This is a genomic window from Pseudomonas syringae pv. tomato str. DC3000 (genome assembly GCF_000007805.1).
Taxonomy (GTDB): Bacteria; Pseudomonadota; Gammaproteobacteria; order Pseudomonadales; family Pseudomonadaceae; genus Aquipseudomonas; species Aquipseudomonas avellanae.
Map to the genome: position 1 here is coordinate 2,664,930 of NC_004578.1, position 26,203 is coordinate 2,691,132.

The following is a 26,203-nucleotide window of genomic DNA, read 5'->3' on the forward strand; positions in this document are numbered from 1 at the left end:
CTCAACGTCTCACTTTCGTGGCGAACAGGCCGTTGGGGCGGAAGAACAGCAGCACGATGACCACCAGCAAGGTGATCGCTTTGGCCATGGAACCGGTGGTCAGGTATTCCAGCGAGATCTGCGTCTGGCCGATGGCGAAGGCCGACAGGAACGTGCCAAGTAAGCTTTCAACACCGCCGAACACGACGACGATGAAGGTGTCCACCAGATACTGCTGGCCGCTCACCGGACCGGTGGAGGCGAGCATGGTGAACGAGCTGCCGGCAATACCCGCCAGGCCGCAGCCCAGCGCGAACGTCACCGAATCGACCCGCGCGGTATTGATCCCGGCGGCACCGGCCATCGCCCGGTTCTGGGTCACGGCACGAATGCGCAGGCCCCAGCGGCTGCGGTACAGAAACACAAACACGGCAGCGGCGATGACAAAGGTCAGGCCGATGATGAAAATCCGGTTGAGCGGCAGCTCCAGGCCCTCGCTGACTTTCCAAGCGCCCTGCAGCCACTGCACAGTGGGCACGCTGACTTCCTTGGGGCCGAACACCTGACGAAACAGTTGTTGCAACACCAGCGACAGGCCCCAGGTGGCCAGCAGCGTGTCCAGCGGGCGGTTGTACATGAAGCGAATGAAACAGCGCTCCAGCAGAAAACCAAAGGCAAACGTCACCACGAAGGCCACCCCGATGCCGATGATGAAGTACCAACCCATAAGCTCGGGAAAGTAGCGCTGAAACACCACTGAAGTGACGTAGGTCGCGTATGAGCCCATCGCCATCAGTTCACCGTGGGCCATGTTGATCACGCCCATCAGGCCGAACACGATGGTCAGCCCGAGTGCCATCAGCACCAGCACCGAAAACAGCGAAAACCCGCTGAAGACTTGCATTACCAGCGTATCGAGAGTCATGCCGTCGTTACCTGTGGCTGCACATTGACGAAAGCGGGCGCGAAGCGAGTCGCGCCCGGCCCGGTATCAGAGTTTCGGAAACGGGTTGGGCTCGATGGGCGCGGACTCGTAGATCACGTCCACCTGGCCCTGCGCATTGAGCGTGCCGATGCGCGCGCGTTTCCAAAGGTGATGGTTGTCCTTGTGCACCTTGATCTCGCCTTCGGGGGCGTCAAGGGTCAGTTCCGAGGACGCGGCAATGACGGCCGGTACCTCAAAGCTGCCGGCTTTCTCGACCGCCTTCTTCCACAGGTACACGGCTGTGTAGGCTGCTGCCATCGGGTCGCCGACCACGCGCTGCTGGCCGTAGCGCGTTTTGAAGGCCTGCACGAATTTCTCGTTGACCGGGTTTTTCAGGCTCTGGAAGTAGCTCATGCAGGTCAGGAAGCCGACCAGGTTTTCCGCACCGATGCCGGTGACCTCTTCCTCGGTAACGGCCAGCGCCATCAGCGTCTGATTACTGCTGTCGATCCCGGCAGCCTTGAGCTGTTTGTAGAATGCGACGTTGGAGCCGCCGACGACGGTCGACAGCACGATGTCCGGTTTGGCGACCTTGATCTTGTTGATCACCGAGGAGAATTCGATAGCCCCCAGCGGCAGGTAATCTTCACCGACGATCGAGCCGCCCTGTTTCGTCACCGAGGCGCGCGCCAGCTTGTTGGTGGTGCGCGGCCAGATATAGTCGGAGCCGACCAGATAGACGCTTTTGCCTTTGTTGGCCATCAGCCAGCTCACGGCTGCCAGGGTTTGCTGCGAGGCTTCCGCGCCGGTGTAGATAATGGCCGGGGATTTTTCCAGGCCTTCATAGAAGGTCGGGTAGTAGAGCAGGCCCTTGTTGCGCTCGAAGACCGGCAGCACCGCTTTGCGCGACGCCGAGGTGAAGGCGCCAAAGGTCACCGCAACGTGATCGTTTTCCAACAGTTTGCGCGCTTTTTCGGCGAAGGTTGGCCAGTCGCTGGCACCGTCCTCGATGATCGGCTCGATGGTTTTACCCATCACACCGCCGCTGGCGTTGATCTCCTCGATGGCGAGCTTTTCGGCGTCGACCACCGAGGCTTCGCTGATCGCCATGGTGCCGGTCAGCGAGTGGATTATCCCGACCTTCACAGCGTCGGCCGCCTGCGCCTGACTGATCAGGGAAAACGGCAGCAGGCTGATCGCGCCCAGCAACAGAGCATGCTTGATCAAACGGCGTTTGTCGTTGTGCATTCACTTCTCTCCCAGGAATAAAAAAAGCCCGACGTCCCGGCCAAATCAATGGGCGGGAGGTCAGGCTTCTGTGCCGAATCTGGCGGGACAAACTGTGTCCGATCCAGTCGTACGCGAGGTGTCTCCCTACTTGCCAAGGGGGCGTAGGGCAAACAGCTGGCGCGATGTCTCAGAAGAGACTTAGCAAGCACAGTGCCAAGTGCAGAAACAGCCTTTTACACCAGAAATCGAGTGTGGGCGCAGGGCGTCCCTTCATCTATTGCACGAATAAACCGCCATGCGCCGCTTTGGCGCGAACCCGACTTTTGCGCACCAAAAACGTGAGGCTGCGCACGCTTTTTCCGTAACGCGCGCGCTTTCAATGGCTGAAATGCGATGCTTTTGTGTGCGAACCGGGCGACGCTTCGCTTGTTCGCGAAAGCGATGTGTCATGCGACACAACCCTTGCGAATGTACGCCCATCCCTGCAAACAAATGCCTGTTACGTCAGCACCGCCCCAGCCAGCAGACACACAAATCATCAACACCCACACACCCCGCATGGCCCGCTATCTGCATGACTGCCAGCAGATACCCTCGCAGGGTCCCTTGCCACACGCCCATTCTCGGCAGGTGTGGAAGGCCCCTCGCATGACTGGTCCTGACACTGTCGTCACGCCAGCCCCAGGCACAACCGCCTGAGAGCCACCGTTGAATTCACGGTTTTTCGCTCAGCACTCTTCCAGACCCCGGCCAATGGCGGGCGTCTCTCCTCACGTTGAACAAGGTTTATAGGCATGGTTGACCCGTCGATCCGCATAGGAGGTCTGTTTTCCAATACCGGCGTTACCGCTGCCGGTGAGTGTTCAACGATGCGCGGCGCACAGTTTGCTATCCATCAGATCAACGCGGCCGGTGGCGTGAATGGCTGCCCTCTGGAGCTGATTCTGCGCAATCCCGATTCCACGCCTGCGCTGTTTGCCATGCACGTCGAATCATTGATCCGCGACGAAAACCTGCGGTTTTTCTTCGGCTGCTACACCTCGGCGGCGCGCAAGGCCGTGTTGCCGGTGGTGGAACGTTACAACGCATTGCTGCTGTACCCGGTGTACTACGAGGGCTTCGAGTATTCGCGCAACATCATCTACACCGGGGCCACGCCGAACCATAACGCCGTGCCGCTGGGCAATTACATGTTCGACCACTTCGGCAGCCGCGTGCTGATGATCGGCTCCGAGTACGTTTACCCCTACGAAACCAATCGGCTGGTGAGCGACCTGCTCTACGAGCGGGGCGGCAGCAAACTGGGCGAGTATTACCTGCCGCTGAAAAACGCCCGGGCCGAAGACTTCGCCAGGCTGATGGTCAAGGCGCGGGAGCTGAAACCGTCGTTCATCTTCTCCACGGTGGTCGGTGACACCATGGCTCACCTGTACCAGGCCTACGCCGACGCCGGGTTCGACCCCGCCGTCATGCCGATTGCCAGCGTGACCACCAGTGAAACCGACATTCAGCAAATGGGCGTTCATCTGGGCGCCGGGCACATATCGGCGGCGACCTATTTCCAGTCGATCGACACGCCACTCAATCGCCAGTGCATTGCCCACTATCGGGAAATGTTTGGCCAGCATCAGGTCACCGACCGCTGCTGGGAGGCTGCCTACTTTCAGGTTCACCTGCTGGCCAAGGCGATAGCCCGAGCGGGCAGCACCGAAGTGGAAGATGTGCTGCAGACCATGCGCGGCCTGGAATACGACGCGCCGCAGGGGCGTGTGCGTATCGATGAACACAACCATCACACTTACCTGTATTCGCGGATCGGCCGGGCCAACGCCGAAGGGCAGTTCGACATTCTCTACGAAAGCCAGAAAGCGCTGAAGCCCGACCCTTACGCCGTTGCGCCGGATTTCAGGGGCTGGTCCAGCCTGACCGGGAGGCGTCCATGACTCTGCGTGCCGCCAAGAAACGCCTGCGCAATGACAGCGCAGGCGGCATCAAGGACCTGCGCGACATCAGCGTGCTGGTGATCCACCCGGATGACGAAGACGGTCGCAACCTGATCGCCCAGTTGCAGCGCATCGGCTGTCAGGTGCGGGTGCAGTGGCCGATCCCCGAGCGACTGCACAGCGAGGCCGACGTGATCGTGCTGGCGGTGTCACCGGAGAGTCTGTCAACCAACACGCCGTGGCTGTTGCACAGCGCAACGCCACCGATCATCCCGGTGATCGCCTATGAAAACCCGATCATCGTCGAGGCGCTGGTGCAGCTCAACGCCTGTTCGGTGATCCCTTCACCGGTCAGGTCGTTCGGCCTGCTGACGGCGCTGGCGATCACCTTGAGCCAGGCGCGCAAAACCCGCGAGCGGGAAAAACACGTCAAGCGCCTGGAAGGGCGCATGGCGGTGATGCGTACCGTGCAGCAGGCAAAAATCATCCTGATGGAAACCAAAGGGCTGTCTGAAATAGACGCTTACAACGCACTGCGCGATCAGGCCATGGCCAAGCGCGAGCCGGTGGAAAAGATCGCCGAGGCTCTGGTCAAGGCCCATGAATTGTTTCAACAGGCCTGCTCCTGAGCAGGTTTTGACGAGCGACGAGTGTCGGCCTGCGGGCCTGATCCTCTTCTGCGTGGACGCTTGCCATACGCCCTGACCCGGCAGGTATGGAACACCGCGTGGCGACCGGCATGGACAACGGCGTCCTCCGGATCGAGCCCAGGCCTGCGCATCCTGCTCAGGCGGCTCCAGTCAGTGCCTGCCCGACCTCGGGCGGTCCTTACCGTTATCTGGAGAACATCATGTCCGTAAAACGCCCCAGCAAAGCCGATTTTCTGATTGCCGCTCAGGACCACGGGTACGAGTTGTCCGACAGCCAGATGGCGTCATTCCTGAATCTGGCTGACGAAACCCTGAGTTCCTACGAAGCCATCGATGCGTTATACGCTGCCCACGTCGCACAGCCCACGCCGGTACGCGAGCACAGCAAGCCGGCAGATGCCGAAAACCTGCACGGTGCCTGGTACGTAAAAACCCACATCGTCGGTGCGCCAAACGGTCCTCTGGCGGGCAGAACGGTGGTCATCAAGGACAACGTTTCAGTGGCGGGCGTGCCGATGGCTAATGGTTCTTTGAGCCTTGATGGCTACGTGCCGTCTGAAGACGCCACGGTGGTCAAACGCCTGTTGGCCGCTGGTGCGACGGTGGTCGGCAAGTCAGTGTGCGAAGACCTGTGTTTCTCGGGAGCCAGCTTTACCTCGGCCAGCGGCGCGGTGAAAAACCCGTGGGACCTGGCCCGCAACGCGGGCGGCTCGTCCAGCGGCAGTGCCGTGCTGGTTTCGCTGCAAGAGGTCGACATGGCCATTGGCGGCGATCAGGGCGGTTCGATCCGTATGCCGTCGGCGTGGAGCGGCATCGTCGGGCACAAGCCGACGTACAGCCTGGTGCCTTACACCGGTGCTTTCCCGATTGAACGCACCATCGACCATGTCGGCCCGATGGCCAACAACGTGCGCGACTGCGCGGTGATGCTCGACGTGATTGCCGGTGCTGACGGTCTCGACTCAAGGCAGAAGAATCCGCCAGCGGTCAGTTGTGTCGCGACCCTGGATCAAGGCGTTGCCGGCCTGAAAATCGGTTTGTTGCGCGAAGGTTTCGCCATCCCCGGCATGTCCGAGCCGCAGGTGGATGCGCTGGTCAAAGCTGCCGTGGCACAACTGCAAAGCCTCGGGGCCACGGTCGGCGAGGCAAGCGTGCCGTGGCACCATGGTGTGGCGCTGGACATGTGGAACGTCATCGCCACTGACGGCGCGGCGTACCAGATGCTGCAAGGCAATGGCTACGGCATGAACGTCGACGGCTACTACGACCCAGAGATCATGAGCTACTTCGGTGCCAAGCGTCGCGAACACGCCAACACGCTGTCCAGCAGCGTACGCGCTGTGGCGCTGACCGGGCATTACAGCCTGAACAACCTGCACGGTGCCTACTACGCCAAGGCGCGCATGCTGGTGCCGGAACTCACTCGCCAATACGACGAAGCGTTCAAGGACTTCGACGTGCTGGTGATGCCGACCATGCCGTTCGTGGCGACCCCGTTGACCGCCGCCGATGCGCCGATTGAAGAGTACGTGCACAGCGCGCTGAACATGCTCGCCAACACCGCACCGTTCGACCTGACCGGCCACCCGGCCACCTCGATCCCGGCCGGTCTCGCCGATGGCCTGCCGGTCGCGATGATGATCGTCGCACCGCGCTTTCAGGATGCTCTGGCATTGCGCGTCGCGCAGGCCTACGAGCAGGTTCGCGGCGTGTTTCCGAGGCCGCCGCGTGTTTGAAAAACGATAGAAATCGTTGAAGATTGTAGAAGGCCTGAACCCGGTTCAGGCCTTCTGCTTTTCGAGAAACAATCGACGCTTGCGTGTCGGGTCAGATGCTCATCTGTTGCTCTCTTCAAGTGTTGGCCGCACCTTCAACCGGCAGTATTGCCAATTCGCTTTCCAGCTCTTCGTCTTCCCCAATAGCAGAAGCTGGCAAACGCTTGGAAACTGTAACGCCCAGCGCGACGAATTTGTCCACGGTCTTGGTCAGGCTGCCGTGATCTCCTTTCAGTGTGGTGATGCTTTCGTTATAGCTTTTCTGCACTGTTGCAATTTGATTGCCCAGTTTGTCCATTTTTTCCACGAAAACCCGCAACTTGTCGTAGACCTTGGTCGCCATGGTAGCGAGCTGTAATGTGCTGCTGTTCTGGCGCTGGATACTCCAGAGGTTTGAAACGACGCGAAGTACTGGCAGCAATGTCGTCGCCGTGATGATCGCGATACGTTTTTCATAGGCCGCCTGAAAAACGCCCGGGCTGTGCTCTGCGGCAACCAGATAGGCAGGCTCGACCGGCATGAACAAAAATACGAAGTCAGACGAATTAATGCCGTTAAGGTCGGTGTACTTTTTGTCGGAGAGGCCGTTGATATGATTCTTGAGGGCAAGAACGTGTGCAGACAACGCTCGGGTGCGTTCTTCGTCAGTTTCGGCGGACACGTACTCCGTATAGGCGACCAGTGACATCTTGCTGTCAATGATGATGTGTTTGCCTTCGGGCAAATTGACGACAAAGTCCGGTCGATTGTTTCCAGCCTCATCATTCTTGAAGTTGGCCTCACGGTGATACTCGAACCCTTTGCGCAATCCGGCCTGTTCAAGCAGCATTTCGACCTTCTGTTCGCCCCACGTGCCCTGCAGCTTCTTGTCGCCTTTGAGTGCCTTGGTAAGGTTTGATGCTTCCGTGGTGATCTGGGCATTCAGCTCCATCAGCTTGACCAGCTCGTTTTTCATCGAGCTTTGTCCTTGCACTGTGTCGGAGTGAACCTGATCTACCCGCTGGCGAAATGAGTCGAGTTGGTCCTTGAATGGTTTCAGCAACGTATCCAGGCCTTGACGACTCTGTTCGGAGAAACTCTGCTGCTTGCTGTCGAAAATCTGATTGGCAAGGTTTTGAAATTCTTGCTTGAGCTGAACCTTGTTGTCTTCAAGTAGCTGCAGTTTCTCGGCGGCGGAGTGCTGGTCACGCGCGTGACGCATGTTGACTTCTGCGAGGCTTTGCTTAGCGAGGCTCAATTCATCTCGCACCACGCCCAATTCTTTATCGCGCTGCACCAACGTGCCTCGCAACACATCAAGTTGCTCTTTCTGTTCCGCAGCCTGACCCAACTGTTCACGCTGCTTTTTGAATTCTTCCTCTGCTTTTTCGATACGGGTTTGTGAGTTGGCGTGGGCAGCCTTCAATTCCAGCAGTTGGTTAGCCTGTTCGGTGCTTTGTCCGAGTTGTTCGCCTTGCTTTTGCAATTGCAGTTGAGCAGCTTCCAGCCGCATCTGATGCTGCGCGAGTATTTGCTTAAGCTCCTCCAGTTGTCTTGTTTGTTCCTGACCCTGGCCAACTTGCACCCTGAGTTCTCCGAGCTGCATTCTTAGTTTGTTGGATTCCAGGCTGCGATTTTCGGCGAGGGTGTTTACCTCAGTGAGTTGCTCGACTTTGTCGGACATGCGCTGCTTTTCTGCGTCCAGCGACGCCTTGAGTTCGCCGAGCTGAATACTGAGTTGTCTCTCGACGTCCCGGTGACGCCCAATGTCCTCGCTGAGCAGTGCCAACTCGCGTTGGTGCTCTTCCTGCTCATGAAGCATCTGTTGTTCTCGCTGGTGCGCGAGCGCTGCATCATTCAACAATTGTTGATGTTCAGCTTGATGCGCTGCCTTCAGTTCGGCGAGCTGTTGTGCAAGCTTGCTGGCTGCCACACGGCTGTTGATCCAGAAGCCAATACCCAGAAATAGCAAGCTGAAGAGCCCGATCAGAGCAGGTGTCAAATATTGCTGTGCCATCGGTACGTCCGTTTATCGCTGGGTTAGGATCCAAAATGATGGCACGTTGTTAGTTGTCTGAGAACTGCAAAAGCCATTTTTAGACCAAGGCCCCCGGATATTTTGCACAGCGAAGGCGTTAAACCGGTTTTCAGGGCTTCCAGATCTCGACATCGCCCGCATCCACTGCCTTGGGCAATAGGCCCGCTGCAAAGAAGGCGTCGGCGATCTTCTGTTGTTCGCCCAGTTCGTCGCGCTTCACGGGCCGGATCTGATAGCTGCGGTGGCTGTTGGCGATTTCGACTGTTTCGATGTCCAGATTGCCCCACAAAGGGCTCAGTACCTGCGCGGCGTCTTTCGGGTTGGCCTTGAGCCAGTTTCCGGTCTTGTGCAACTGATCGTAAACCACGCTGAGCACCTGCGGATGAGCCTTGGCGTAGCCGGTGCCGGTCAGGTAATAACGTTTGTAACTGGCCAGTCCGCTGCCGTCCGCCAGGGTACGGGTTGGCAACTGGCGCTGTGCGCTGGTCAGAAAGGGTTCCCATGTCACCCAGGCATCAACCTTGTGGTTCTCGAAGGCGGCTCGCCCGTCGGCGGGCGAAAGGTAGGCGGGCTGAATGTCTGAAAATGCCAGACCGGTTTTTTGCAGGGCCGCGATCAGCAGGTAGTGAGAACCCGCTGCCTTGGTTACGGCGACTTTTTTGCCCTTGAGGTCAGACAGTTGCTGCACGGCCGAGTCTTTGTGAACGATGATCGCCTGGGCCGAAGGCGAGGCTGCTTCCTGTGCAAAGTACGTCAGCCTGGCCTGCGCCGCCTGAGCAAAAATCGGCACGGTGTCGGCCACGTCCGCGCTGATGTCGACATTGCCCACGTTCAACGCTTCCAGCAGCGGCAAGCCGCTCGGGAACTCATGCCAGGTGACGTTGACGTGCTGGGGCGCAAGGGCTTTTTCCAGAGTGCCCTGGGTTTTCAGCAGGGTGATCAGTGTCGATGATTTCTGGTAGCCGATCCGTAGCGTTTCCTGAGCCTCGACGGGGAGGGCGATGCACAGAGCCAGCGCCGCAAACAATCCTGCCAGCAGCGGGCGACGGTAGCCGGGTGAGGTGTTTTTTATCGGTCTGGACATGGCTCGCTCGGTATTTTAGAGATGATGCTGAGGGTCAGGAATCGTATCCTGCGCAGCCTAACGGGGTTGGACTGCGTCAATACCCGCGCTGGCGATCAGCCTGATTGTGCAAGGCCTGCCCATTCACAAAACGGTCCAGATTGGCCAGAAAACTGTCGGCGATCTCATGGTGGCTGTTGCTGGAAATCGCCGAGGTGTGCGGTGACAAGCGCACTCGCGGGTGTGAGTACAGTGGATGGCCGTCCGGCAGCGGCTCGGGCTCGGTGACGTCAAGCGAGGCAAGACCGATGCTGCCTTGATCCAGCGCCGTGAGCAGCGCCTCGTGATCAAGCAGGCCGCCACGGGCGATGTTGATCAGGTGCAGGCCCGGTTTGGCACTGCCCAGCACGTCGGCGTTGACGATATGCCGGGTGGCCGGTGTCAGCGGCGCGGCCAGTACCAAGTGGTCCGCGCGGGAGAAAAGGTCGTGGATGTCGCGTGCGGCTTCGACGCCTTCAACCTCGAAAGGGGCCGAACTCTGCCGCAACGCAACCACTTTGATACCCAGTGCCTGTGCCTTGCTGGCCAGGCTGCGGCCGATGGCACCGAAACCGAGAATCCCCAGCGTGGTGCCCTTGAGCGGCGTCAGGGCGGTGAAATTCCATTGCGAGTCATGCACCCAGATATCGGGCAGGTGCTTGGCTGCAGCAAAAATCGCGGCCAGCGAGAATTCTGCGATGTTTTCTGCCGCGCTGCCCCGTGAGGTACTCACCGGCGGGCCGTCGAACAGCCAGGGCGGGTAGAAATCGATGCCGGAAGACACCACCTGAATCCATTTCAGGCCATAAGGCCAGCCCGGTGGCGGCGAGGCGGGTGCTTCGTAGCCTCGGACATTGATCGGTCGCGCCAGCAGAATACTGACCTCGGCAGGCAGGTCGCTGGGCACCCCGGCCGGTACGCCGATGACCCTCGCTTCAGGATGGGTTACTGCAAGCCGCTCGCGGATTACCAGATTGAATTCATCTTCCAGTTGGCTGGCTATCACGAGTTGAGTCATGCCACCGCCTCGCTTGGTTGATGGGCGACAGCCTTTGCATGACGATTGGCAGGCACTTCAAGACCGAGGTTTTCACGCAGCGTTGTGCCGCTGTATTCGGTACGAAACAAACCGCGCTGCTGCAAAACCGGCACCACCCATTCGGTGAAATATTGCAGACCGTCCGGCAGCACGCTGTTGATGATAAAACCGTCGGCAGCCCCTTGTTCGAACCACGTCTGAAGGGCATCGGCAAGCTGCTCGGGCGTGCCGACAAAGTCGCGGCGCGGCAGAGAGAAGCGCAGGGCGACTTCTCGCAGGCTCAGGCCTTCGTCTCTGGCCAGTTGCTTGATCCGGTCCGAACCGCCTTTCTGGCTGTTGGAACCCAGATCGCCCAGTTCCGGGAATGGCTCGTCCAATGGGTACTGGCTGAAATCATGGTCATTGAACGGGCGACCAAGGGCGACGATGGCGTCTTCGATGGTGACCAGTTCAACAGCCTGCCGGTAGCGGCTTTCCACTTCAGCCTCATCGCGGCCGACGATAGGGCGAATGCCCGGCAGAATCGAAAGTGCATGCGGATCACGGCCAAAACCTTTGGCTCGTTGTTTGAGGTCCTCATAGTAAGCACGCGCTTCGTCCAGGCTCTCGGCGTGGACAAAGATTGCATCAGAGTTGCCGGCGGCGAAGTTACGCCCGGCCTCTGAGGTGCCCGCCTGGAAAATCACCGGCTGGCCCTGTGGGGAGCGAGCGATATTGAGCGGGCCTTTCACCGAGAAGAACTCGCCCTTGTGATCCAGCGCATGCAGTTTGCCAGGGGTGAAAAACTCGCCTTTTTGCTTGTCGTAGGCAAAAGCGTCGTCTTCCCACGAGTCCCACAGCCCCTTGACCACTTCAATGTGTTCCTTGGCAATGCGGTAGCGCACGGCGTGGGGCGGGTGTTCACCTTTGCTGAAATTGTCGGCAGTGCCACTGAGCCAGGACGTCACCACGTTCCAGCCCGCCCGACCGCCACTGATGTGGTCCAGCGAGGCGAACTGGCGCGCCACCTGGAAGGGTTCCGTGTAGCTGACAGTGACGGTTGCCACCAGACCGATGTGCCGGGTGGTCGCCGCCAGCGCCGAAAGGATGGTCAACGGCTCGAAGCGGTTCAGGTAATGCGGGCTGGATTTCTCGTGAATGTGCAGGCTGTCGGCGATGAACACGAAGTCGAACCTGGCAGCCTCGGCCAAGTGGGTCTGCTGCTGATAAAAGCCCAGGTTCACACTGGCGTTGGCCAGCGCCTGCGGATGGCGCCATTCGCCCCAACCGTGGCCGACGCCGTGGACCATCGCGCCGAGTTTGAGGTGTCGTTGTGTGCTCATAAAGGTGCTCCAGGCGATAGGCATGAATGATTCGCCTCCGCCTGGAAAGGGGTCGGGTCTGTAGTAACAATATGCCTATAAAAAAGGCTTGGGAAATTCCATTTGGCTATATGCTAATTGTAAATTAACAATTAGCTAGTTGCGTACGACACCGTTTGGTTTCTAGCGGCCAGAGCGGCGTGCTCTCTAATTAACTGAAATCACTGGTATTTTTTGAAAACTGCCTGAGCATAGACTGGCTGCCTAATTTCCATCGGTTAGGAGGCTGGATTTTTGCGACCGTTCGGCTGTGGTCGCTATAGACATTTTTTCTACGGCCCATGATGAGCTGTTCTGGCAACCGCCTATTTATCGTGTGTTCAGGTAGGGGCACCGTCTGAGTCCGAGTCGATTATATCCTTGAGGCTAACCGAGGCACTCTAAATGCTGACTGCACAGCCTCCAAAGCTGAACTAGTGGCCCAAGTTGAAAAGCACATCCGCGAACGATAGCAGTCGCTCAGTACCTGTTGAAGCGGTGTTGCCTCCACCACATTAATGCAGCGATTTGATGAAGTGATGTTGCAATAGGAACAGTAGTTTTACATGGCCGGAGTGATAGCAGGGTAAGCTCATGTCGCATGGTTGTTGACGGGGGGGGCGGTTATTGTTCAGGAAGGCATCTGAAAATGTCGAAAATAAAACGACCTAACAATCGGGTATAAAGCTAGACGATTTTAAAAGTTGATTTTTTCTGACTTGAGTATTTAAGCTGGGGGCATAAGTCAAGTAGCTGGTTCGGATAGTATTTTTGACCAGCCTACGGCAGGCATCGTTAGGATCAGTTTCCTGGCTGGATTTAACGAAGGCACGGGTCTCCGATTTAACTAATGAGGGTGGTTCAGGTATGCGAGAGTTTGAAGCATGGACGCAGGAAATGATGGCGTTAGGCGCGCAGCAAGAAAATTATGAGTCCACTGTGATAAATCTTATTGCAAGTGACAACGCTTCACCTAGGCACTCTTCACCTTTGGAAACTCTGAAAAAGGTTTCCTGATTTGGCAAAATACCCCAACACCTTTCACCGAGCTTCCCTGATGAAACAGATGACCTTCGCCGATGCCGAGTACGCGGGTAAACGTAAGCATACCCGCCGCGAGCGCTTTCTCATCGAGATGGATCAGGTTGTGCCCTGGAAAGGCTTGATTGCCCTTATCGAACCACATTATCCAAAGGGCGAAGGTGGCCGTCCGGCTTATCCGCTGATGGCGATGCTGCGTATTCACCTGATGCAGAACTGGTTTGGTTACAGCGATCCGGCGATGGAGGAAGCACTTTACGAGACAACGATCCTGCGCCAGTTCGCAGGGTTGAGTCTGGATCGAATCGCCGATGAAACCACGATTCTCAACTTCCGGCGTCTGTTGGAAAAGCATGAGTTGGCAGGCGGGATTTTGCAGGTCATCAATGGCTATCTGGGTGATCGAGGTTTGATGCTGCGCCAAGGTACGGTGGTCGATGCGACGATCATTCATGCGCCGAGCTCGACCAAGAACAAGGACGGCAAACGCGATCCCGAAATGCATCAGACGAAGAAAGGAAACCAGTATTTCTTCGGCATGAAAGCGCATATCGGCGTCGATGCCGAGTCGGGTTTAGTCCATAGCCTGGTGGGTACTGCGGCGAATGTGGCGGACGTGACTCAGGTTGATCAATTGCTACATGGTGAGGAAACCTATGTCAGCGGTGATGCGGGCTACACCGGCGTGGACAAGCGTGCGGAGCATCAGGATCGTCAGATGATCTGGTCAATTGCGGCCCGCCCAAGCCGTTATAAAAAGCATGGCGAGAAAAGTTTGATCGCACGGGTCTATCGCAAAATCGAGTTCACGAAAGCCCAGTTACGGGCGAAGGTTGAACATCCGTTTCGCGTGATCAAGCGCCAGTTTGGTTATACGAAAGTCCGGTTTCGCGGGCTGGCTAAAAACACCGCGCAACAGGCTACTCTGTTTGCCTTGTCGAACCTTTGGATGGTGCGAAAACGGCTGCTGGCGATGGGAGAGGTGCGCCTGTAATGCGGAAAAACGCCTTGGAAAGGTGCTGTTTGAAGGAAAATCGATGAGTTAAGAGCGGAAAACGTCTAATTATCTGATCGGGCGAGCTTTTTTTGAACCTCAGGCCATGAGAGCGTCAAAAATCGATGCCTACTTCAGACCTTCCCTTTCTATAAAGGGCAAATGATACAGGAGGGCGTGGCGGGCAAAAGGCCATTTGCGGGAGCCAGGTTTCATGATGAAATAGAGCGAACGGCAGCTCTGATAGCCTGTCGAGTATTTAATGCCGAACATGCCAACCTGCAGCCCCATTCATGTAGCCAGGCCAATCAGTCTGTGTATCACGCGCTCCTGGAACCAGGTGACAACGTGCTGGCATTAAACTTTAAAGCTGGTGGCCACCTGACGCATGGCCACAAGGTGAATTTCTCCGGCATGTTTTTTAATTTTCGCCACTACGGTGTGGATGAAGCAACTGACTTGATAGACTATGATCTCGCCGAGCAGGACGCTATCAGATTTAAACCCAAACTCATTGTCTGTGGCTCTTCGTCCTACCCCAGGCTCTTCGACGCGCGTCGACTTCGGGAGATCAGTGATAAGGTTGGTGCGCTGCTGATGTTCGATTTATCGCATGAAGCAGGGCTGATTGCCTGTGGTGCCATTCCCAACCCCGTGCCGCTGGCTGACGTTGCCACGATGTCAATGGATAAAACAATGCGCGGGGCACACGGTGCAATTATATTATGCACTGCAAAAATAGCTCAAAAAATAGACAAGGGCGTACACCCCGGAACGCAATCCAGCTTTCCAATATCCCGACTGACTCAAACCGCTCAGGCGTTGCTGCACAGTCAAACAGCCGAATTCAGGGAGTATGCAAACAGGGTGTTGGATAACGCTCTATTGTTAGAGCAACATTTCCTGTGTATCCCTAATCTTCTGGTGACGGGGGGGACGGATAAACATTATCTCGTTCTGAACACTAAAGCTGCGTTCGGGATAGACGGCGTTCTCGCCGAGCAAAGGCTGGAAGCTATTTCAGTGCTCAGCAGCCGGCAGACGTTGCCCGGCGATCGTACGTCAAGAATAGACGACGCTGGCGGAATAAGGTTGGGCACCGCTTGGATTACCTCGAGAGGCTATGAGCTGGACGAAGTTTCAGCGCTGGCGACGATTATTATTGAGGCCTTGTCCCCGTCATTTGACGATGCCAAAAAACACCATCTGTTAAGCAGGGTCAATACCCTGATCGCCACCGACAAGCCAAAGGATGTCTGGCGAAATAGTTGAAAAGCCAATATTTAATGAAGGGATAGTAGTATGGATTGGCTGATGGCGCGAAAAAAAAATAAATTCAGTACGGGGCGTATGGCCAACGTATCAATGGAGGCTAAAGGGTTACTGATACTAGGGTTTCCAATCGCGGCAACCATGATTGCTCAGACATTAATGAGCCTTACTGATCTGATGCTGGTGAGCCGGCTGGGAGAAAAACAGGTGGCCGGCGTATCCTTGGGGATAGCCGTGTATTCTTTTGGAATGCTTTTCGGATTGGGCGTCATAACTGCTGTGACGCCCATGATTGCTAAAGCATATGGTCGAAAAGATTTCAACGCCGTTTCAAATTACACCAGGCAGGGTTTGTGGGTGGCTGCTCTGGTCGCGATGCCGGGGGTCATAGCGTTAATATTAACTCGGTCAATACTGTTGTTTCTTAACGTTGAGGCGGAAACAGCAAACATTGCTTCGGACTATTGTGTGGGTGCCCTTATGGGGTTGCCCGCTTTTTTGATATATGTGAATTTGCGCTGTTTTCTTTCTGCCATCGGCCGACCCAAGACGACGACGTGGATAATGTTCTTGGCGGTGCCGGTCAATTACATCATCGGGCATGTGCTGATATTTGGCGTGATGGACGCCGAAGGGCTAGGCATCACAGGCGCAGGGCTGGCCAGTAGTGTAACCCGACTGGCAATCCTGTCCACCGTCATAGCGACGTTGAAGTACGGGGCAGACTTCAAATGTTTTTCTTTATTTGAAAACGTTATGAATGTCAAACCAGTCGTGGTTAAAAAGATCGTCTTATTAGGGCTTCCGGTAGGCGTCAGAATTCTTCTTGCCGAGGGAATGCTGCCCATAATAGCGCTGCTAATTAGTACCCTGGGTACTATTGACTTGGTTGCGCATATGGTAGCGGTGCGTCTGTCCGGCGTCAGCGCAGTCATTGCATTGGGTTTTTCAAGTGCGGCGTCTACACGCGTTGCATGGCAGGTGGCGGCTAACAATCAGAATGGAGTCAGGGTAACGGGATATGTTGCGTCTGCTCTTGCTTTCGGCGTGTCAGCGCTGTTGGCCATGCTGTTGATTTTTTTTCCAACAGAGTTGGTCATGCTTTTATTCGATATTGATGACGCAGAAGTATTAGCCCTGACGTCCCACCTACTAAAAGTGGTGGCCGCTTATCAAATATTAAATGCCATTCAGACGGCCGTTGTTGGATCACTGCTAGGGGTGTCAGATACTAAAATTCCAACCTGTTTAGTCTTGATAGGAAACTGGTTGGTTGGGCTCGCTTCTGCGTATGGTCTGGTTGTTTTATTTGAAGCAACCGTCACGGCGGTTTGGGGTGGGCTTGTACTAGGGCAAGTGTTCGTGGTGGTCACGTGCCTGTGCAGGTTCCACATGAAAACGAAGGCGCTTCACGAATAAAAAAATGTAGACAAGGAATAAAAAAATGTTCGAGCACAGATTCAAGGATCTGCATCATACGTATCGTGCTATCCGAGAGGTGGAGTCGGAGCACCATAACATCGCTAATATTATAAAATATGTCCATAAGAATAATAGAGTGCGTCAGCCCAGTGTCGGCTCTCACATAAGGCTTAGAAAGAAGTGGGAGGTTGAAAAGTCAACGCTCCACGCCAGGCTATCGTGGGACCTTGAGCGGATGCAGGTGTGGCAACTTGAGCACCTTTCAAAACTCGTTGATTTTGCCTATAACTACGTGCCGTTCTACCACGCTCTCTACCACGAAGCCGGATTCAGGACCGGTGATATAGTCACGTGGTCTGATTTTGAAAAGTTGCCCATTGTTGATAAAAAAATGCTGGTGGATAATCGTTCTGCGTTATGTGCGTCCATTGGCTTCGCACCCGATAACCATCATGTGGCCAGAACATCGGGTTCGTCAGGAATCAATTTTACGATTGTTCAAGACGATACGAGCGTGGACACAAGGGTCGTACTGAACTTACGACAAACAGAAATGATGGTTGGGCACGCGCTAAGTCCAGACGATTGGCGATACGGTATCTATCTCGCTTCAGAGCGATTTACCTCACTGGCAGGCGGCTATCCCGTAATCACTGTCGGACAAGACTGTCCTGCGGTAGACGTGTTTGAACATATTCAGAAAATCAAGCCAAAGATACTCTATGCATTTCCGAGTTATCTGAAGAGACTTCAAGTCTGTGCGGGTGATTTGACCGAATGGGGGGTGGAGTGCATTTGTACGAACTCAGAACCGAGCACTCAAGAAGAGCGGCAAGTTTTTGCGCGCCATTTCGGCGTGCCGGTGCTTGATGAATACTCGTCAGAAGAATTTTCGTTGATCGCCACCGAATGCAGGTATGGTCGATACCATATAGTTGAAGATAACCTGAAGGCAGAAGTATGCAATATTGACCCGGAGGGCTGGGGCACGCTGGTGGGAACGTCGTTCGCTAATACGTATATGCCGTTTATCAGATATTCGCAAGGCGATATCGTAAAGCTGGATGCCCGTCAAATTCTGTGTGAATGCGGAACTCATTTTAGGTACCTCGACACATTTCACGGGCGTGCTGATCAATTTTTAGAATCAAAGAATAATGGAAAAATTCCGCCAGACAAACTGATGGGGCTTTACGACAGCACATTGATTTTGGAAACGTCGGGCGTTAAGGAGTTCCAAATAGTACAAACGCATCTCGATAAGATAGAAATAAGGATTGTCCTGATGGATAAGGAGGGCGCTTACAATTATGCGCTCATGTCGAATTTTGTCAGTGGGATCAAGCAGCTATTTTCTGGAGATCCGCTCACGGTTAGCGTACACGTGCTTGAATCCATCCCTGCGGCAAAGTCTTATAAGCGTCGTCTTATTGTAAATATGATTAATTCTTGATTTTATTTTTAAATTTCAGGTATGAAAACATGAATTCTATCGAGCTGGCCATAGGCAATACGCCCATGGTGGAACTGAAAAGTTTTGATCTGCCACCAGGCATAAGGATTTTTGCAAAGCTGGAGTTTTTGAATCCTGGTGGAAGTATCAAGGATCGTGTCGTAAACCATATATTTAACGACGCTGAAGCCCGCGGACTATTGTGCCGCGGTTCGACAGTAATAGAAAACACATCGGGCAATACCGGTGCCGCTATCGCAATGCTGGCGGCCGCTAGAGGTTATCGCGTTATTCTCACCATGCCGGATAAAGTCAGCAAAGAAAAACAAGATACACTCAGGGCTTTGGGCGCTGAAGTCATTATGTGCCCAACGTCAGCCGCTCCGGATTCACCTGAGCATTATGTTCAGGTAGCGAAGTCTTTACACGCCGATACGCCCAACTCGTTCATGCTGCATCAATATGATAACCCTCTAAATCCGGAAGCTCACAAGCTCACGACTGGTCCAGAGATTTGGCGAGACTTGAAGGGGGGTATCTCCGTATTTGTGGCTGCTGGCAGCACGGGCGGTACAATATCAGGCATTTCACGTTATCTGAAAAGTCAGGACAAAACTATCAGATCGGTGCTCCTGGATCCCAAAGGATCTATTTATTATAAATACTTTTACGAGGGCGTGATTGATCCACTAGTGATAGGCCCTTACCAGGTTGAAGGTGTGGGAGAAGATCATTTGGCCAAGTGTATGGATTTTGAAATGATCGACGACGTTATTCAGTTTGATGATGCTGCTGCCTTTGGAACATGTAGGTTGCTCGCTCAAAAGGAAGGGTTGCTGTGTGGGGGAAGTTCAGGGGCGAATGTCTGGGGATGCCTTCAAGTTGCAAAGCGTCTTTCGTCCCCTGCAAATATCGTCACTGTGTTGCCAGACAGCGGAGTTAAGTACCTGTCAAAAATATATAACTCGCCGTTTACGTGATTTGACGTGGTATTAAACTGATTTCTCTGCTTTCGCGGTTGCCTAAAATGGATGATGTATGAATACACTGACTGATGTTGAATGGAATGCTTTTGCACTACCAGCCAATTTGGCTGACGGTCATGCTTATCATGATATGCATGTGGCGTTCATGGAGATCATGAAGAATTTGGAACGCATTTGGAGTGAGGCCGACAAAATAACACCACCTCGCATGGCTCTTGATTTTAAAAATAGCTTCAGTCGTCTTATAAAATCGCCGTCCTTGATGCCGCACACTCACTATAAGATTTGCCCAAGCGCCTCTAATTCCATAGATTTAATTGCCGCTTTTTTACACGGTAAGAATATTAGGACGGTACTGGTGGAGCCGACATTTGATAATTTGGCGCTTCTTCTTCAACGCCGCGGGGTAACCGTTGACTCGGTCTCTGAAGACAATTTAACACATCATCTGGTGGACGGTAATTTTGATTCAATACCTGCTATTAAAACCGCCGAAGCAGTCTTCATTGTGTCTCCCAATAATCCAACGGGGTATACCTTGAGTCTACAGGAATTCAAGACGTTGGTGGCGTACTGCAAACGCACTGAAAAGTTATTGGTGGTCGATAACAGTTTTCGTTTTTTCAACCGGCAGGGCTATGATGATTATCAGGTTTTACTGGAGTCCGGGGTGAATTTTATTGCTTTTGAAGATACGGGAAAAACGTGGCCGACTCAAGATTTGAAGGCGAGCCTCATAATTTATTCAGACACGGTCAAAGTTTTTTTTGAATCGCTCTACAATGAGATTTACTTGTGCGTATCCAATTTCGTTCTTCATTTATTTTCACACCTCTTCGATGCGACATCGGCAGTGGGGTTGAAGTCTGTACTCTGGGATGTCGTGGACAGTAACCGAGCACTGTTAAGAGAGACGTTGCAAGGGAGCGTATTGCGAATTTCTGAAACGTCTAAGGAAGGTCTGAAGTAGGCATCGATTTTTGACGCTCTCATGGCCTGAGGTTCAAAAAAAGCTCGCCCGATCAGATAATTAGACGTTTTCCGCTCTTAACTCATCGATTTTCCTTCAAACAGCACCTTTCCAAGGCGTTTTTCCGCATTACAGGCGCACCTCTCCCATCGCCAGCAGCCGTTTTCGCACCATCCAAAGGTTCGACAAGGCAAACAGAGTAGCCTGTTGCGCGGTGTTTTTAGCCAGCCCGCGAAACCGGACTTTCGTATAACCAAACTGGCGCTTGATCACGCGAAACGGATGTTCAACCTTCGCCCGTAACTGGGCTTTCGTGAACTCGATTTTGCGATAGACCCGTGCGATCAAACTTTTCTCGCCATGCTTTTTATAACGGCTTGGGCGGGCCGCAATTGACCAGATCATCTGACGATCCTGATGCTCCGCACGCTTGTCCACGCCGGTGTAGCCCGCATCACCGCTGACATAGGTTTCCTCACCATGTAGCAATTGATCAACCTGAGTCACGTCCGCCACATTCGCCGCAGTACCCACCAGGCTATGGACTAAACCCGACTCGGCATCGACGCCGATATGCGCTTTCATGCCGAAGAAATACTGGTTTCCTTTCTTCGTCTGATGCATTTCGGGATCGCGTTTGCCGTCCTTGTTCTTGGTCGAGCTCGGCGCATGAATGATCGTCGCATCGACCACCGTACCTTGGCGCAGCATCAAACCTCGATCACCCAGATAGCCATTGATGACCTGCAAAATCCCGCCTGCCAACTCATGCTTTTCCAACAGACGCCGGAAGTTGAGAATCGTGGTTTCATCGGCGATTCGATCCAGACTCAACCCTGCGAACTGGCGCAGGATCGTTGTCTCGTAAAGTGCTTCCTCCATCGCCGGATCGCTGTAACCAAACCAGTTCTGCATCAGGTGAATACGCAGCATCGCCATCAGCGGATAAGCCGGACGGCCACCTTCGCCCTTTGGATAATGTGGTTCGATAAGGGCAATCAAGCCTTTCCAGGGCACAACCTGATCCATCTCGATGAGAAAGCGCTCGCGGCGGGTATGCTTACGTTTACCCGCGTACTCGGCATCGGCGAAGGTCATCTGTTTCATCAGGGAAGCTCGGTGAAAGGTGTTGGGGTATTTTGCCAAATCAGGAAACCTTTTTCAGAGTTTCCCTAAGTACTCTCTGCTCAGTGTTGAATGGCTTGATTGCAGGTTGACCGGGCTTACGGATATAGAGTTTTGCAAGGCTTTAGCCACGTCGGGATTGGGGATTTTGCCTGGACGAAATTTTCATTGGGAGTCTTCGGCACATTGCAGTAATCACTTTAATGTGAGAATCAGTCTTTTAAAAAAAGGCAGCGATTTCAAGCGAGCGATGATTTTGCTGTCGGGGTTTTTAAATACATGGTCACCCTCGGCAGCGGGTACATCGCTTGGCCACCATTGATCCACATCTTATTCATGGGCTTTTCAAATGAATCGAAGCGTTTTAGTCACTGGACCAGGCTTCACAGATGGGCACTTTGAGTCGCTGCGGCATTCTGGGTTCGAGGTAATTCATAAACCGGACGATATACCGAAGGAAGAATTAGTCCGCCTATTGATCGATGCGGATGCCTACATTCTGGGTGGGGCCGAAAGGGTTGCCCAAGAAGAGTTGGTTCAGGCAAAAAAACTAAAGTGCATTTCTTTCGTGGGTACCGGTGCAGGCTCCTTTATTGATCTGCAGGCTGCGGAGGCGTTGGGTATTGCTGTTACCAATACGCCGGGGATCGCTGCAAGGGCAGTGGCGGAACACACATTAGGTTTGATGCTCGGGCTGAGACGTCGTTTGTTTGATGGCAATGGTGCTGTAAAACGTTCGTTCAGGCCCACCGTACTGTCAAGCGAAGTATCGGCATCTAAAATCGGCATTGTTGGCATGGGCGTTATCGGTTCGTGCCTTGCGCGAATGTTAACTAAAGGGATGGGGGTGAAAGTTTATTATGCAAGCCGTACCCGAAAAAGGGATATTGAAGACGATCTTGGATTGGTGTGGTGCACTCTGCAAGAGATTTTTGCAACCTGTGATATCGTAAGTCTGCTGGTGCCTTTAACCCCGGACACACGTTTTTTTGTCAACGACGCTCTTTTGAAATTGTCACCTAAACATCAGGTTATTATCAATACCGCCGATGCTAATTTGATTGATCCTGCCAGCCTAAAAGCGGCGCTCCAGGATAAGCGAATCGAGGCTGCGGCATTTGACGGTTATTATGTTGAGCCCATCCCCGCCGTTGAAGACGATCCGTTCGGATTTCTCGAACTGTCTGATAATGTCTTTGTTATTACTCCGCATGGTGCCGCAAAAACACCGCAAACCTGGCAGAGAATGATTGATTTGTCGGTGGCTAATCTTATTAATTTTAATTCGTGATTTTTGGAGTTTTAAGTGAGTGGACAAGCACGCGGGTTAAATGAAAAAGAAACGGTTTGCATGAGCGATAAATCGGTCAACTTATTAAAGTCTGCTATTGATGGGTGTGTCTTGACTCCGCGCGATCCCGAGTACGGTGACGCCAGGCTTATCTATAATCGAATGCATGATTCTATGCCGGCTGCCATCGTTTATCCTGAACACGTTGCCGACATCAGGACCTCTGCCTTAATGGCTGCAAAAGAAGGTGTTTCGTTCGCCATGAGAGGAGGAGGGCATCATATAGCAGGCTTTAGTACATGCGATGGCGGTATCGTGCTGGATTTTAAAAAGTGGAAAAATATCACGTTAGACGTCACGACAGGCATCTTGGCTGTTCAGCCAGGAGTGCGGCTTGCAGAAATTGATGAATTTCTTGTAAGCAGAAATCTGGTGATTCCTACAGGTACAGTCAGCGATACAGGCTTGATAGGCTTGACGCTGGGCGGAGGCATTGGTTGGTTAGTCGGCCTGTACGGTCTTACGTGTGACTGTCTCGTAGGGGCCGATGTCGTGCTTGCCGATGGTCGATTAGTTAAAGCTGAAGACAGTGAACACGGTGACTTGCTGTGGGCGCTCAAAGGTGGCAGTGGCGGATTTGGTGTCATCACCGAGTTGCGGTACAGACCCTTGCCTCTGCCTGCAACCTATTGTGGCTCAGGGAGTGTTTCACTTGCCGATACCGAAGCGTGTCTATCTCGTTTGGTATTTTTTCTAGAGACGCAATGCCCCGGAGAGCTGACCGTCGCACCCAATTTTTCCCGAGCCGTATCAGGCGACGTGGTTATGAATATTGATTATTGTTATTCAGGTACTGCGATCCGATGGATCGACACGTTGCAGGCGCTGATTCCCGAAGCCACGTGGGAAGCCGTCACGCGCTGGGACTTTCGCGACTGGCAACGAAATTTCGATGCCAAATTTTTACCCCCCATGCGTGGTTATTGGAAGTCGTCTTATACACCGTCCTGGGGGCTGGATTTTTCTTTGCTTGGCACACTGATGCAGAACGCGCCCGAAGGCAATTGCTCTATCCTGATTGAGCACCTTCACGGACGGTTTTGCGACAGCGATGACGCTCATTCAGCATTCCCATTAAGAGAGGCTCGTTTTGGCGTACTATTTTCTGCCCGCTGGTTGTCGGAAAGCGAGGATGCCGATTACATAGCGTGGGTGAAGAATGGAATCTTTTCTGTTGATCCTCAAGGGCGCTCTCTTTCGTATTCAAACTATACATCTGCAGATGATGTGGGCGCGGCTAAATCATTTTCAAAGCTTAGCCGTGCAAGGCTTTTTTCCATTAAAAGCGTTTATGATCCTGATCATTTTTTTAAGGGTAATCATGGTTCGTTGCTCTTTGCGGGCAGTGGCGAAGTCCACAGAGTTCAATGAGTTTCGTTTAATAACTTGGTCCGTCTCAGAAGGGTTGTTTTTTGAGCGGTATGATGACTTTTTAATAAGAGAGGCTGTCAATGGCGCTCACGCGACGTCAAGCACTTGGCCGTATTGCTGCGGTGGGCGGGACTAAGGCAGTTGCTTCGTATCCGATCCACGAACCCCACATTTCAAGCCACTGGCTGACGCCTGATGCTGTGCTCCCGTTTTCTTTCAGGAGCCAGCACCATGATGCGACCCGACGCCAAAGTCGAGAAAGTCTACCTCTATCCCAAACCCGTGGATTTCAGAAAATCCATCGATGGCTTAGCTGCTTTGGTCGAGTTGGATATTAAAGTGGCGGTCTTTGATCCGGTGCTCTTTGTCTTTCTCAACAAATCCCGGAATCGAGTGAAGATTTTGTATTGGGAGCGTAACGGCTTCTGCCTTTGGCTCAAGCGTCTCGAGTCCGAGCGTTTCAAAATCTCGCCAGATGATGTCGACGAAGCCATTGTGCTGACGGTTCAGGAATTGAATTGGCTGCTGGATGGATTTGATCTGTGGCGCAACCGTCCTCATAAGATTTTGACTCCAAGGTTTGTTGCCTGACGGGTATAATCCAGGGCATGCGACCATTGCCCGACAACCTTCCTGACGATCCCGTATTGCTCAAACAGATGCTGCTTGAGAGCTACGAAGCACGCTCGCGCGAACAGGAAGTTAAAGACGCCTACGCCACTCACATCGTTGATCTCAAAGAGCAGATCAAGCTGCTGCGTGACCGTATTTTTGGTCGAAAGTCCGAACAAACCGTCGAGCCTAATACCCCTCAACTTGCCTTGTTCAATGAACCTGAAAGCGAGCCTATGCTCCCGGTCGGCGATGCTGATGAGGAAGTAGTTGCTCCTGCGCCACGCCGTGGCAAGCGCAAGCCACTGTCGGCTGATCTGCCGCGCATTGAAGTCATCCACGAGCTGCCCGAACACGAACTGACCTGTGCCTGCGGTTGCCGCAAGCATGTCGTCAGCGAGGAAACCAGCGAGCAACTGGATATCGTGCCGATGCAGATTCGGGTGATCAAACACATCCGCAAAGTCTACGGCTGTCGTGGCTGTGAGTCGGCACCGGTCACAGCCGGCAAGCCTGCGCAGTTGATTGAAAAGAGCATGGCCAGCCCCAGCGTGTTGGCCATGCTGCTGACCACCAAGTATGTCGACGGCTTGCCGCTGCATCGTTTTGAAACGGTGCTAAGCCGACATGGCATAGAAATCCCGCGTCAAACGTTGGCCCGCTGGATTATCCAGTGCGGCGAACATTTGCAGCCGCTGTTAAATCTGATGCGTGATCGATTGCTGGAAAGCCCGGTCATCCACTGTGACGAAACCCGCGTTCAGGTACTGAAAGAACCAGATCGAGACCCGACCAGCCAATCCTGGATGTGGGTACAGGCCAGCGGGCCTCCAGATCATAAAGTCGTATTGTTCGACTACACTTCCAGCCGCGCGCAGGACGTACCGTTACGGCTGCTGGAAAGTTATCGCGGCTATGTGATGACTGATGATTACGCGGGCTATAACGCGCTGGCGTTACAACCGGGCGTGGAGCGCTTGGCGTGTATGGCCCATGCGCGGCGCAAATTTGTCGAAGCACAAAAAGTGCAACCTAAGGGCAAGACCGGGCGTGCCGATATCGCGCTGACGATGATCAATAAGCTGTACGGTATCGAGCGCGAATTGAAAGACGGCAGCGACGAACAGCGCTTTACCGGTCGGCAGGAGAAAAGCCTGCCAATCTTGGCTCAGTTGAAAAGCTGGCTGGATAAAACTCAGTCCCACGTGACGCCGCAAAGCGTGCTGGGCAAGGCAGTTGGTTATCTGGCGAATAACTGGAGTCGGCTGAAGCGTTACGTGGAAGCCGGCTTTTTACCGATCGACAACAACCCGGCAGAGCGCGCAATAAAGCCGTTTGTTATTGGGCGCAAAGCCTGGCTGTTCAGCGACACGCCTAAAGGCGCCACCGCCAGTGCACAGATCTATAGCTTGGTCGAGACCGCCAAGGTCAACGGCCAGGAGCCCTATACGTGGCTGCGCCACGTACTGGAGAGGTTGCCACTTGCGCAGTCGGTGGCCGACTATGAGGCGTTGCTGCCGTGGAACTGCTCACCGGAAATGCCAAGATAAACGGAAGCCGCATCTGATGGTAGGTGTGGTTGGTGGATCGCTTACGTTGCTTCTGC

At 54.0% G+C, this 26,203-nt stretch carries 20 protein-coding genes; 13 read left to right on the plus strand and 7 right to left on the minus strand.

Features of this window, described 5'->3' with window-relative positions; translation table 11 throughout:
* Position 1 precedes the first annotated feature (1 nt).
* Entirely contained in the window at positions 2-904 is a 903-nt protein-coding gene (gene urtB, locus PSPTO_RS12565) for an urea ABC transporter permease subunit UrtB (protein WP_005770312.1), read from the minus strand.
* 66 nt (positions 905-970) lie between these two features.
* Positions 971-2,152: an urea ABC transporter substrate-binding protein gene (urtA, locus tag PSPTO_RS12570; protein WP_007246896.1), complete on the minus strand. Its 1,182-nt coding sequence runs from the start codon at positions 2,150-2,152 to the stop codon at positions 971-973.
* 776 nt (positions 2,153-2,928) lie between these two features.
* Between urtA and PSPTO_RS12575 the strand changes: the two genes are divergently transcribed.
* The 3 genes from PSPTO_RS12575 to PSPTO_RS12585 all read left to right on the plus strand — a co-directional run bounded on the left by PSPTO_RS12575 (position 2,929) and on the right by PSPTO_RS12585 (position 6,463).
* Positions 2,929-4,077 carry a transporter substrate-binding domain-containing protein gene (locus tag PSPTO_RS12575; RefSeq protein WP_005770316.1) on the plus strand — a complete coding sequence of 383 codons (1,149 nt, stop codon included), beginning with the start codon at positions 2,929-2,931 and terminating at the stop codon, positions 4,075-4,077.
* Positions 4,074-4,706 carry an ANTAR domain-containing response regulator gene (locus PSPTO_RS12580; protein WP_005617488.1) on the plus strand — a complete coding sequence of 211 codons (633 nt, stop codon included), beginning with the start codon at positions 4,074-4,076 and terminating at the stop codon, positions 4,704-4,706. The genes PSPTO_RS12575 and PSPTO_RS12580 overlap by 4 nt, the downstream gene beginning before the upstream one ends.
* A gap of 86 nt (positions 4,707-4,792) precedes the next feature.
* The gene (locus PSPTO_RS12585; RefSeq protein WP_174518557.1) at positions 4,793-6,463 is read left to right on the plus strand and encodes an amidase; all 1,671 of its coding nucleotides are present in this window, start codon (positions 4,793-4,795) and stop codon (positions 6,461-6,463) included.
* Positions 6,464-6,578: 115 nt separating this feature from the next.
* Here the strand turns inward: PSPTO_RS12585 and rmuC are convergent, their stop codons facing one another.
* The 4 genes from rmuC to PSPTO_RS12605 all read right to left on the minus strand — a co-directional run bounded on the left by rmuC (position 6,579) and on the right by PSPTO_RS12605 (position 11,982).
* Complete coding sequence (gene rmuC, locus PSPTO_RS12590) at positions 6,579-8,498, minus strand: DNA recombination protein RmuC (protein ID WP_011103994.1); 1,920 nt, start codon at positions 8,496-8,498, stop codon at positions 6,579-6,581.
* Positions 8,499-8,628: 130 nt separating this feature from the next.
* Positions 8,629-9,603 (minus strand): aliphatic sulfonate ABC transporter substrate-binding protein, encoded by a 975-nt coding sequence (locus tag PSPTO_RS12595; RefSeq protein ID WP_011103995.1) that lies wholly within the window; start codon positions 9,601-9,603, stop codon positions 8,629-8,631.
* A 76-nt stretch (positions 9,604-9,679) separates the two neighbouring features.
* Positions 9,680-10,639, minus strand: a complete 960-nt coding sequence (locus tag PSPTO_RS12600; protein WP_007246890.1) for a D-isomer specific 2-hydroxyacid dehydrogenase family protein — start codon at positions 10,637-10,639, stop codon at positions 9,680-9,682.
* Positions 10,636-11,982 (minus strand): LLM class flavin-dependent oxidoreductase, encoded by a 1,347-nt coding sequence (locus tag PSPTO_RS12605; RefSeq protein WP_011103996.1) that lies wholly within the window; start codon positions 11,980-11,982, stop codon positions 10,636-10,638. The genes PSPTO_RS12600 and PSPTO_RS12605 overlap by 4 nt, the downstream gene beginning before the upstream one ends.
* A 1,075-nt stretch (positions 11,983-13,057) precedes the next feature.
* On the opposite strand from PSPTO_RS12605, the gene PSPTO_RS12610 reads away from it, so the two are divergent.
* The 6 genes from PSPTO_RS12610 (at position 13,058) to PSPTO_RS12635 (ending at position 20,138) form a co-directional block, all read left to right on the plus strand.
* Positions 13,058-14,035 carry an IS5-like element ISPssy family transposase gene (locus tag PSPTO_RS12610; RefSeq protein ID WP_007247571.1) on the plus strand — a complete coding sequence of 326 codons (978 nt, stop codon included), beginning with the start codon at positions 13,058-13,060 and terminating at the stop codon, positions 14,033-14,035.
* 162 nt (positions 14,036-14,197) lie between these two features.
* A complete protein-coding gene (gene glyA, locus PSPTO_RS12615; RefSeq protein WP_052746243.1) occupies positions 14,198-15,307 on the plus strand; it encodes a serine hydroxymethyltransferase in 1,110 nt (369 codons plus the stop codon).
* Positions 15,308-15,337: 30 nt separating this feature from the next.
* Complete coding sequence (locus PSPTO_RS12620) at positions 15,338-16,726, plus strand: MATE family efflux transporter (protein ID WP_052746244.1); 1,389 nt, start codon at positions 15,338-15,340, stop codon at positions 16,724-16,726.
* A gap of 25 nt (positions 16,727-16,751) precedes the next feature.
* The gene (locus PSPTO_RS12625) at positions 16,752-18,182 is read left to right on the plus strand and encodes a phenylacetate--CoA ligase family protein (RefSeq protein WP_011103999.1); all 1,431 of its coding nucleotides are present in this window, start codon (positions 16,752-16,754) and stop codon (positions 18,180-18,182) included.
* 29 nt (positions 18,183-18,211) lie between these two features.
* The gene (locus PSPTO_RS12630; protein WP_024666158.1) at positions 18,212-19,162 is read left to right on the plus strand and encodes a PLP-dependent cysteine synthase family protein; all 951 of its coding nucleotides are present in this window, start codon (positions 18,212-18,214) and stop codon (positions 19,160-19,162) included.
* Positions 19,163-19,220: 58 nt separating this feature from the next.
* Positions 19,221-20,138, plus strand: coding sequence for an aminotransferase class I/II-fold pyridoxal phosphate-dependent enzyme (locus PSPTO_RS12635; protein ID WP_011104001.1), 918 nt, complete (start codon positions 19,221-19,223; stop codon positions 20,136-20,138).
* A 129-nt stretch (positions 20,139-20,267) separates the two neighbouring features.
* Here the strand turns inward: PSPTO_RS12635 and PSPTO_RS12640 are convergent, their stop codons facing one another.
* A complete protein-coding gene (locus tag PSPTO_RS12640) occupies positions 20,268-21,245 on the minus strand; it encodes an IS5-like element ISPssy family transposase (protein WP_007247571.1) in 978 nt (325 codons plus the stop codon).
* Positions 21,246-21,612: 367 nt separating this feature from the next.
* Between PSPTO_RS12640 and PSPTO_RS12645 the strand changes: the two genes are divergently transcribed.
* The 4 genes from PSPTO_RS12645 to PSPTO_RS12660 all read left to right on the plus strand — a co-directional run bounded on the left by PSPTO_RS12645 (position 21,613) and on the right by PSPTO_RS12660 (position 26,147).
* A complete protein-coding gene (locus PSPTO_RS12645) occupies positions 21,613-22,554 on the plus strand; it encodes a D-isomer specific 2-hydroxyacid dehydrogenase family protein (protein ID WP_011104003.1) in 942 nt (313 codons plus the stop codon).
* A 15-nt stretch (positions 22,555-22,569) separates the two neighbouring features.
* Positions 22,570-23,985, plus strand: a complete 1,416-nt coding sequence (locus tag PSPTO_RS12650) for an FAD-binding oxidoreductase (protein WP_011104004.1) — start codon at positions 22,570-22,572, stop codon at positions 23,983-23,985.
* A gap of 231 nt (positions 23,986-24,216) precedes the next feature.
* Positions 24,217-24,576, plus strand: a complete 360-nt coding sequence (tnpB, locus tag PSPTO_RS12655; RefSeq protein WP_003409203.1) for an IS66 family insertion sequence element accessory protein TnpB — start codon at positions 24,217-24,219, stop codon at positions 24,574-24,576.
* A 17-nt stretch (positions 24,577-24,593) separates the two neighbouring features.
* Positions 24,594-26,147 carry an IS66-like element ISPsy5 family transposase gene (locus tag PSPTO_RS12660; RefSeq protein WP_003409202.1) on the plus strand — a complete coding sequence of 518 codons (1,554 nt, stop codon included), beginning with the start codon at positions 24,594-24,596 and terminating at the stop codon, positions 26,145-26,147.
* The last annotated feature ends 56 nt before the right edge of the window (positions 26,148-26,203 follow it).

Bases quoted from the DNA above. Each gene is read 5' to 3' on its own strand.
- urtB (WP_005770312.1), bottom strand. From the start codon at position 904: ATGACTCTCGATACGCTGGTAATGCAAGTCTTCAGCGGGTTTTCGCTG.
- urtA (WP_007246896.1), bottom strand. From the start codon at position 2,152: ATGCACAACGACAAACGCCGTTTGATCAAGCATGCTCTGTTGCTGGGC.
- PSPTO_RS12575 (WP_005770316.1), top strand. From the start codon at position 2,929: ATGGTTGACCCGTCGATCCGCATAGGAGGTCTGTTTTCCAATACCGGC.
- PSPTO_RS12580 (WP_005617488.1), top strand. From the start codon at position 4,074: ATGACTCTGCGTGCCGCCAAGAAACGCCTGCGCAATGACAGCGCAGGC.
- PSPTO_RS12585 (WP_174518557.1), top strand. From the start codon at position 4,793: ATGGAACACCGCGTGGCGACCGGCATGGACAACGGCGTCCTCCGGATC.
- rmuC (WP_011103994.1), bottom strand. From the start codon at position 8,498: ATGGCACAGCAATATTTGACACCTGCTCTGATCGGGCTCTTCAGCTTG.
- PSPTO_RS12595 (WP_011103995.1), bottom strand. From the start codon at position 9,603: ATGTCCAGACCGATAAAAAACACCTCACCCGGCTACCGTCGCCCGCTG.
- PSPTO_RS12600 (WP_007246890.1), bottom strand. From the start codon at position 10,639: ATGACTCAACTCGTGATAGCCAGCCAACTGGAAGATGAATTCAATCTG.
- PSPTO_RS12605 (WP_011103996.1), bottom strand. From the start codon at position 11,982: ATGAGCACACAACGACACCTCAAACTCGGCGCGATGGTCCACGGCGTC.
- PSPTO_RS12610 (WP_007247571.1), top strand. From the start codon at position 13,058: ATGAAACAGATGACCTTCGCCGATGCCGAGTACGCGGGTAAACGTAAG.
- glyA (WP_052746243.1), top strand. From the start codon at position 14,198: ATGATACAGGAGGGCGTGGCGGGCAAAAGGCCATTTGCGGGAGCCAGG.
- PSPTO_RS12620 (WP_052746244.1), top strand. From the start codon at position 15,338: ATGGATTGGCTGATGGCGCGAAAAAAAAATAAATTCAGTACGGGGCGT.
- PSPTO_RS12625 (WP_011103999.1), top strand. From the start codon at position 16,752: ATGTTCGAGCACAGATTCAAGGATCTGCATCATACGTATCGTGCTATC.
- PSPTO_RS12630 (WP_024666158.1), top strand. From the start codon at position 18,212: ATGAATTCTATCGAGCTGGCCATAGGCAATACGCCCATGGTGGAACTG.
- PSPTO_RS12635 (WP_011104001.1), top strand. From the start codon at position 19,221: ATGAATACACTGACTGATGTTGAATGGAATGCTTTTGCACTACCAGCC.
- PSPTO_RS12640 (WP_007247571.1), bottom strand. From the start codon at position 21,245: ATGAAACAGATGACCTTCGCCGATGCCGAGTACGCGGGTAAACGTAAG.
- PSPTO_RS12645 (WP_011104003.1), top strand. From the start codon at position 21,613: ATGAATCGAAGCGTTTTAGTCACTGGACCAGGCTTCACAGATGGGCAC.
- tnpB (WP_003409203.1), top strand. From the start codon at position 24,217: ATGATGCGACCCGACGCCAAAGTCGAGAAAGTCTACCTCTATCCCAAA.
- PSPTO_RS12660 (WP_003409202.1), top strand. From the start codon at position 24,594: ATGCGACCATTGCCCGACAACCTTCCTGACGATCCCGTATTGCTCAAA.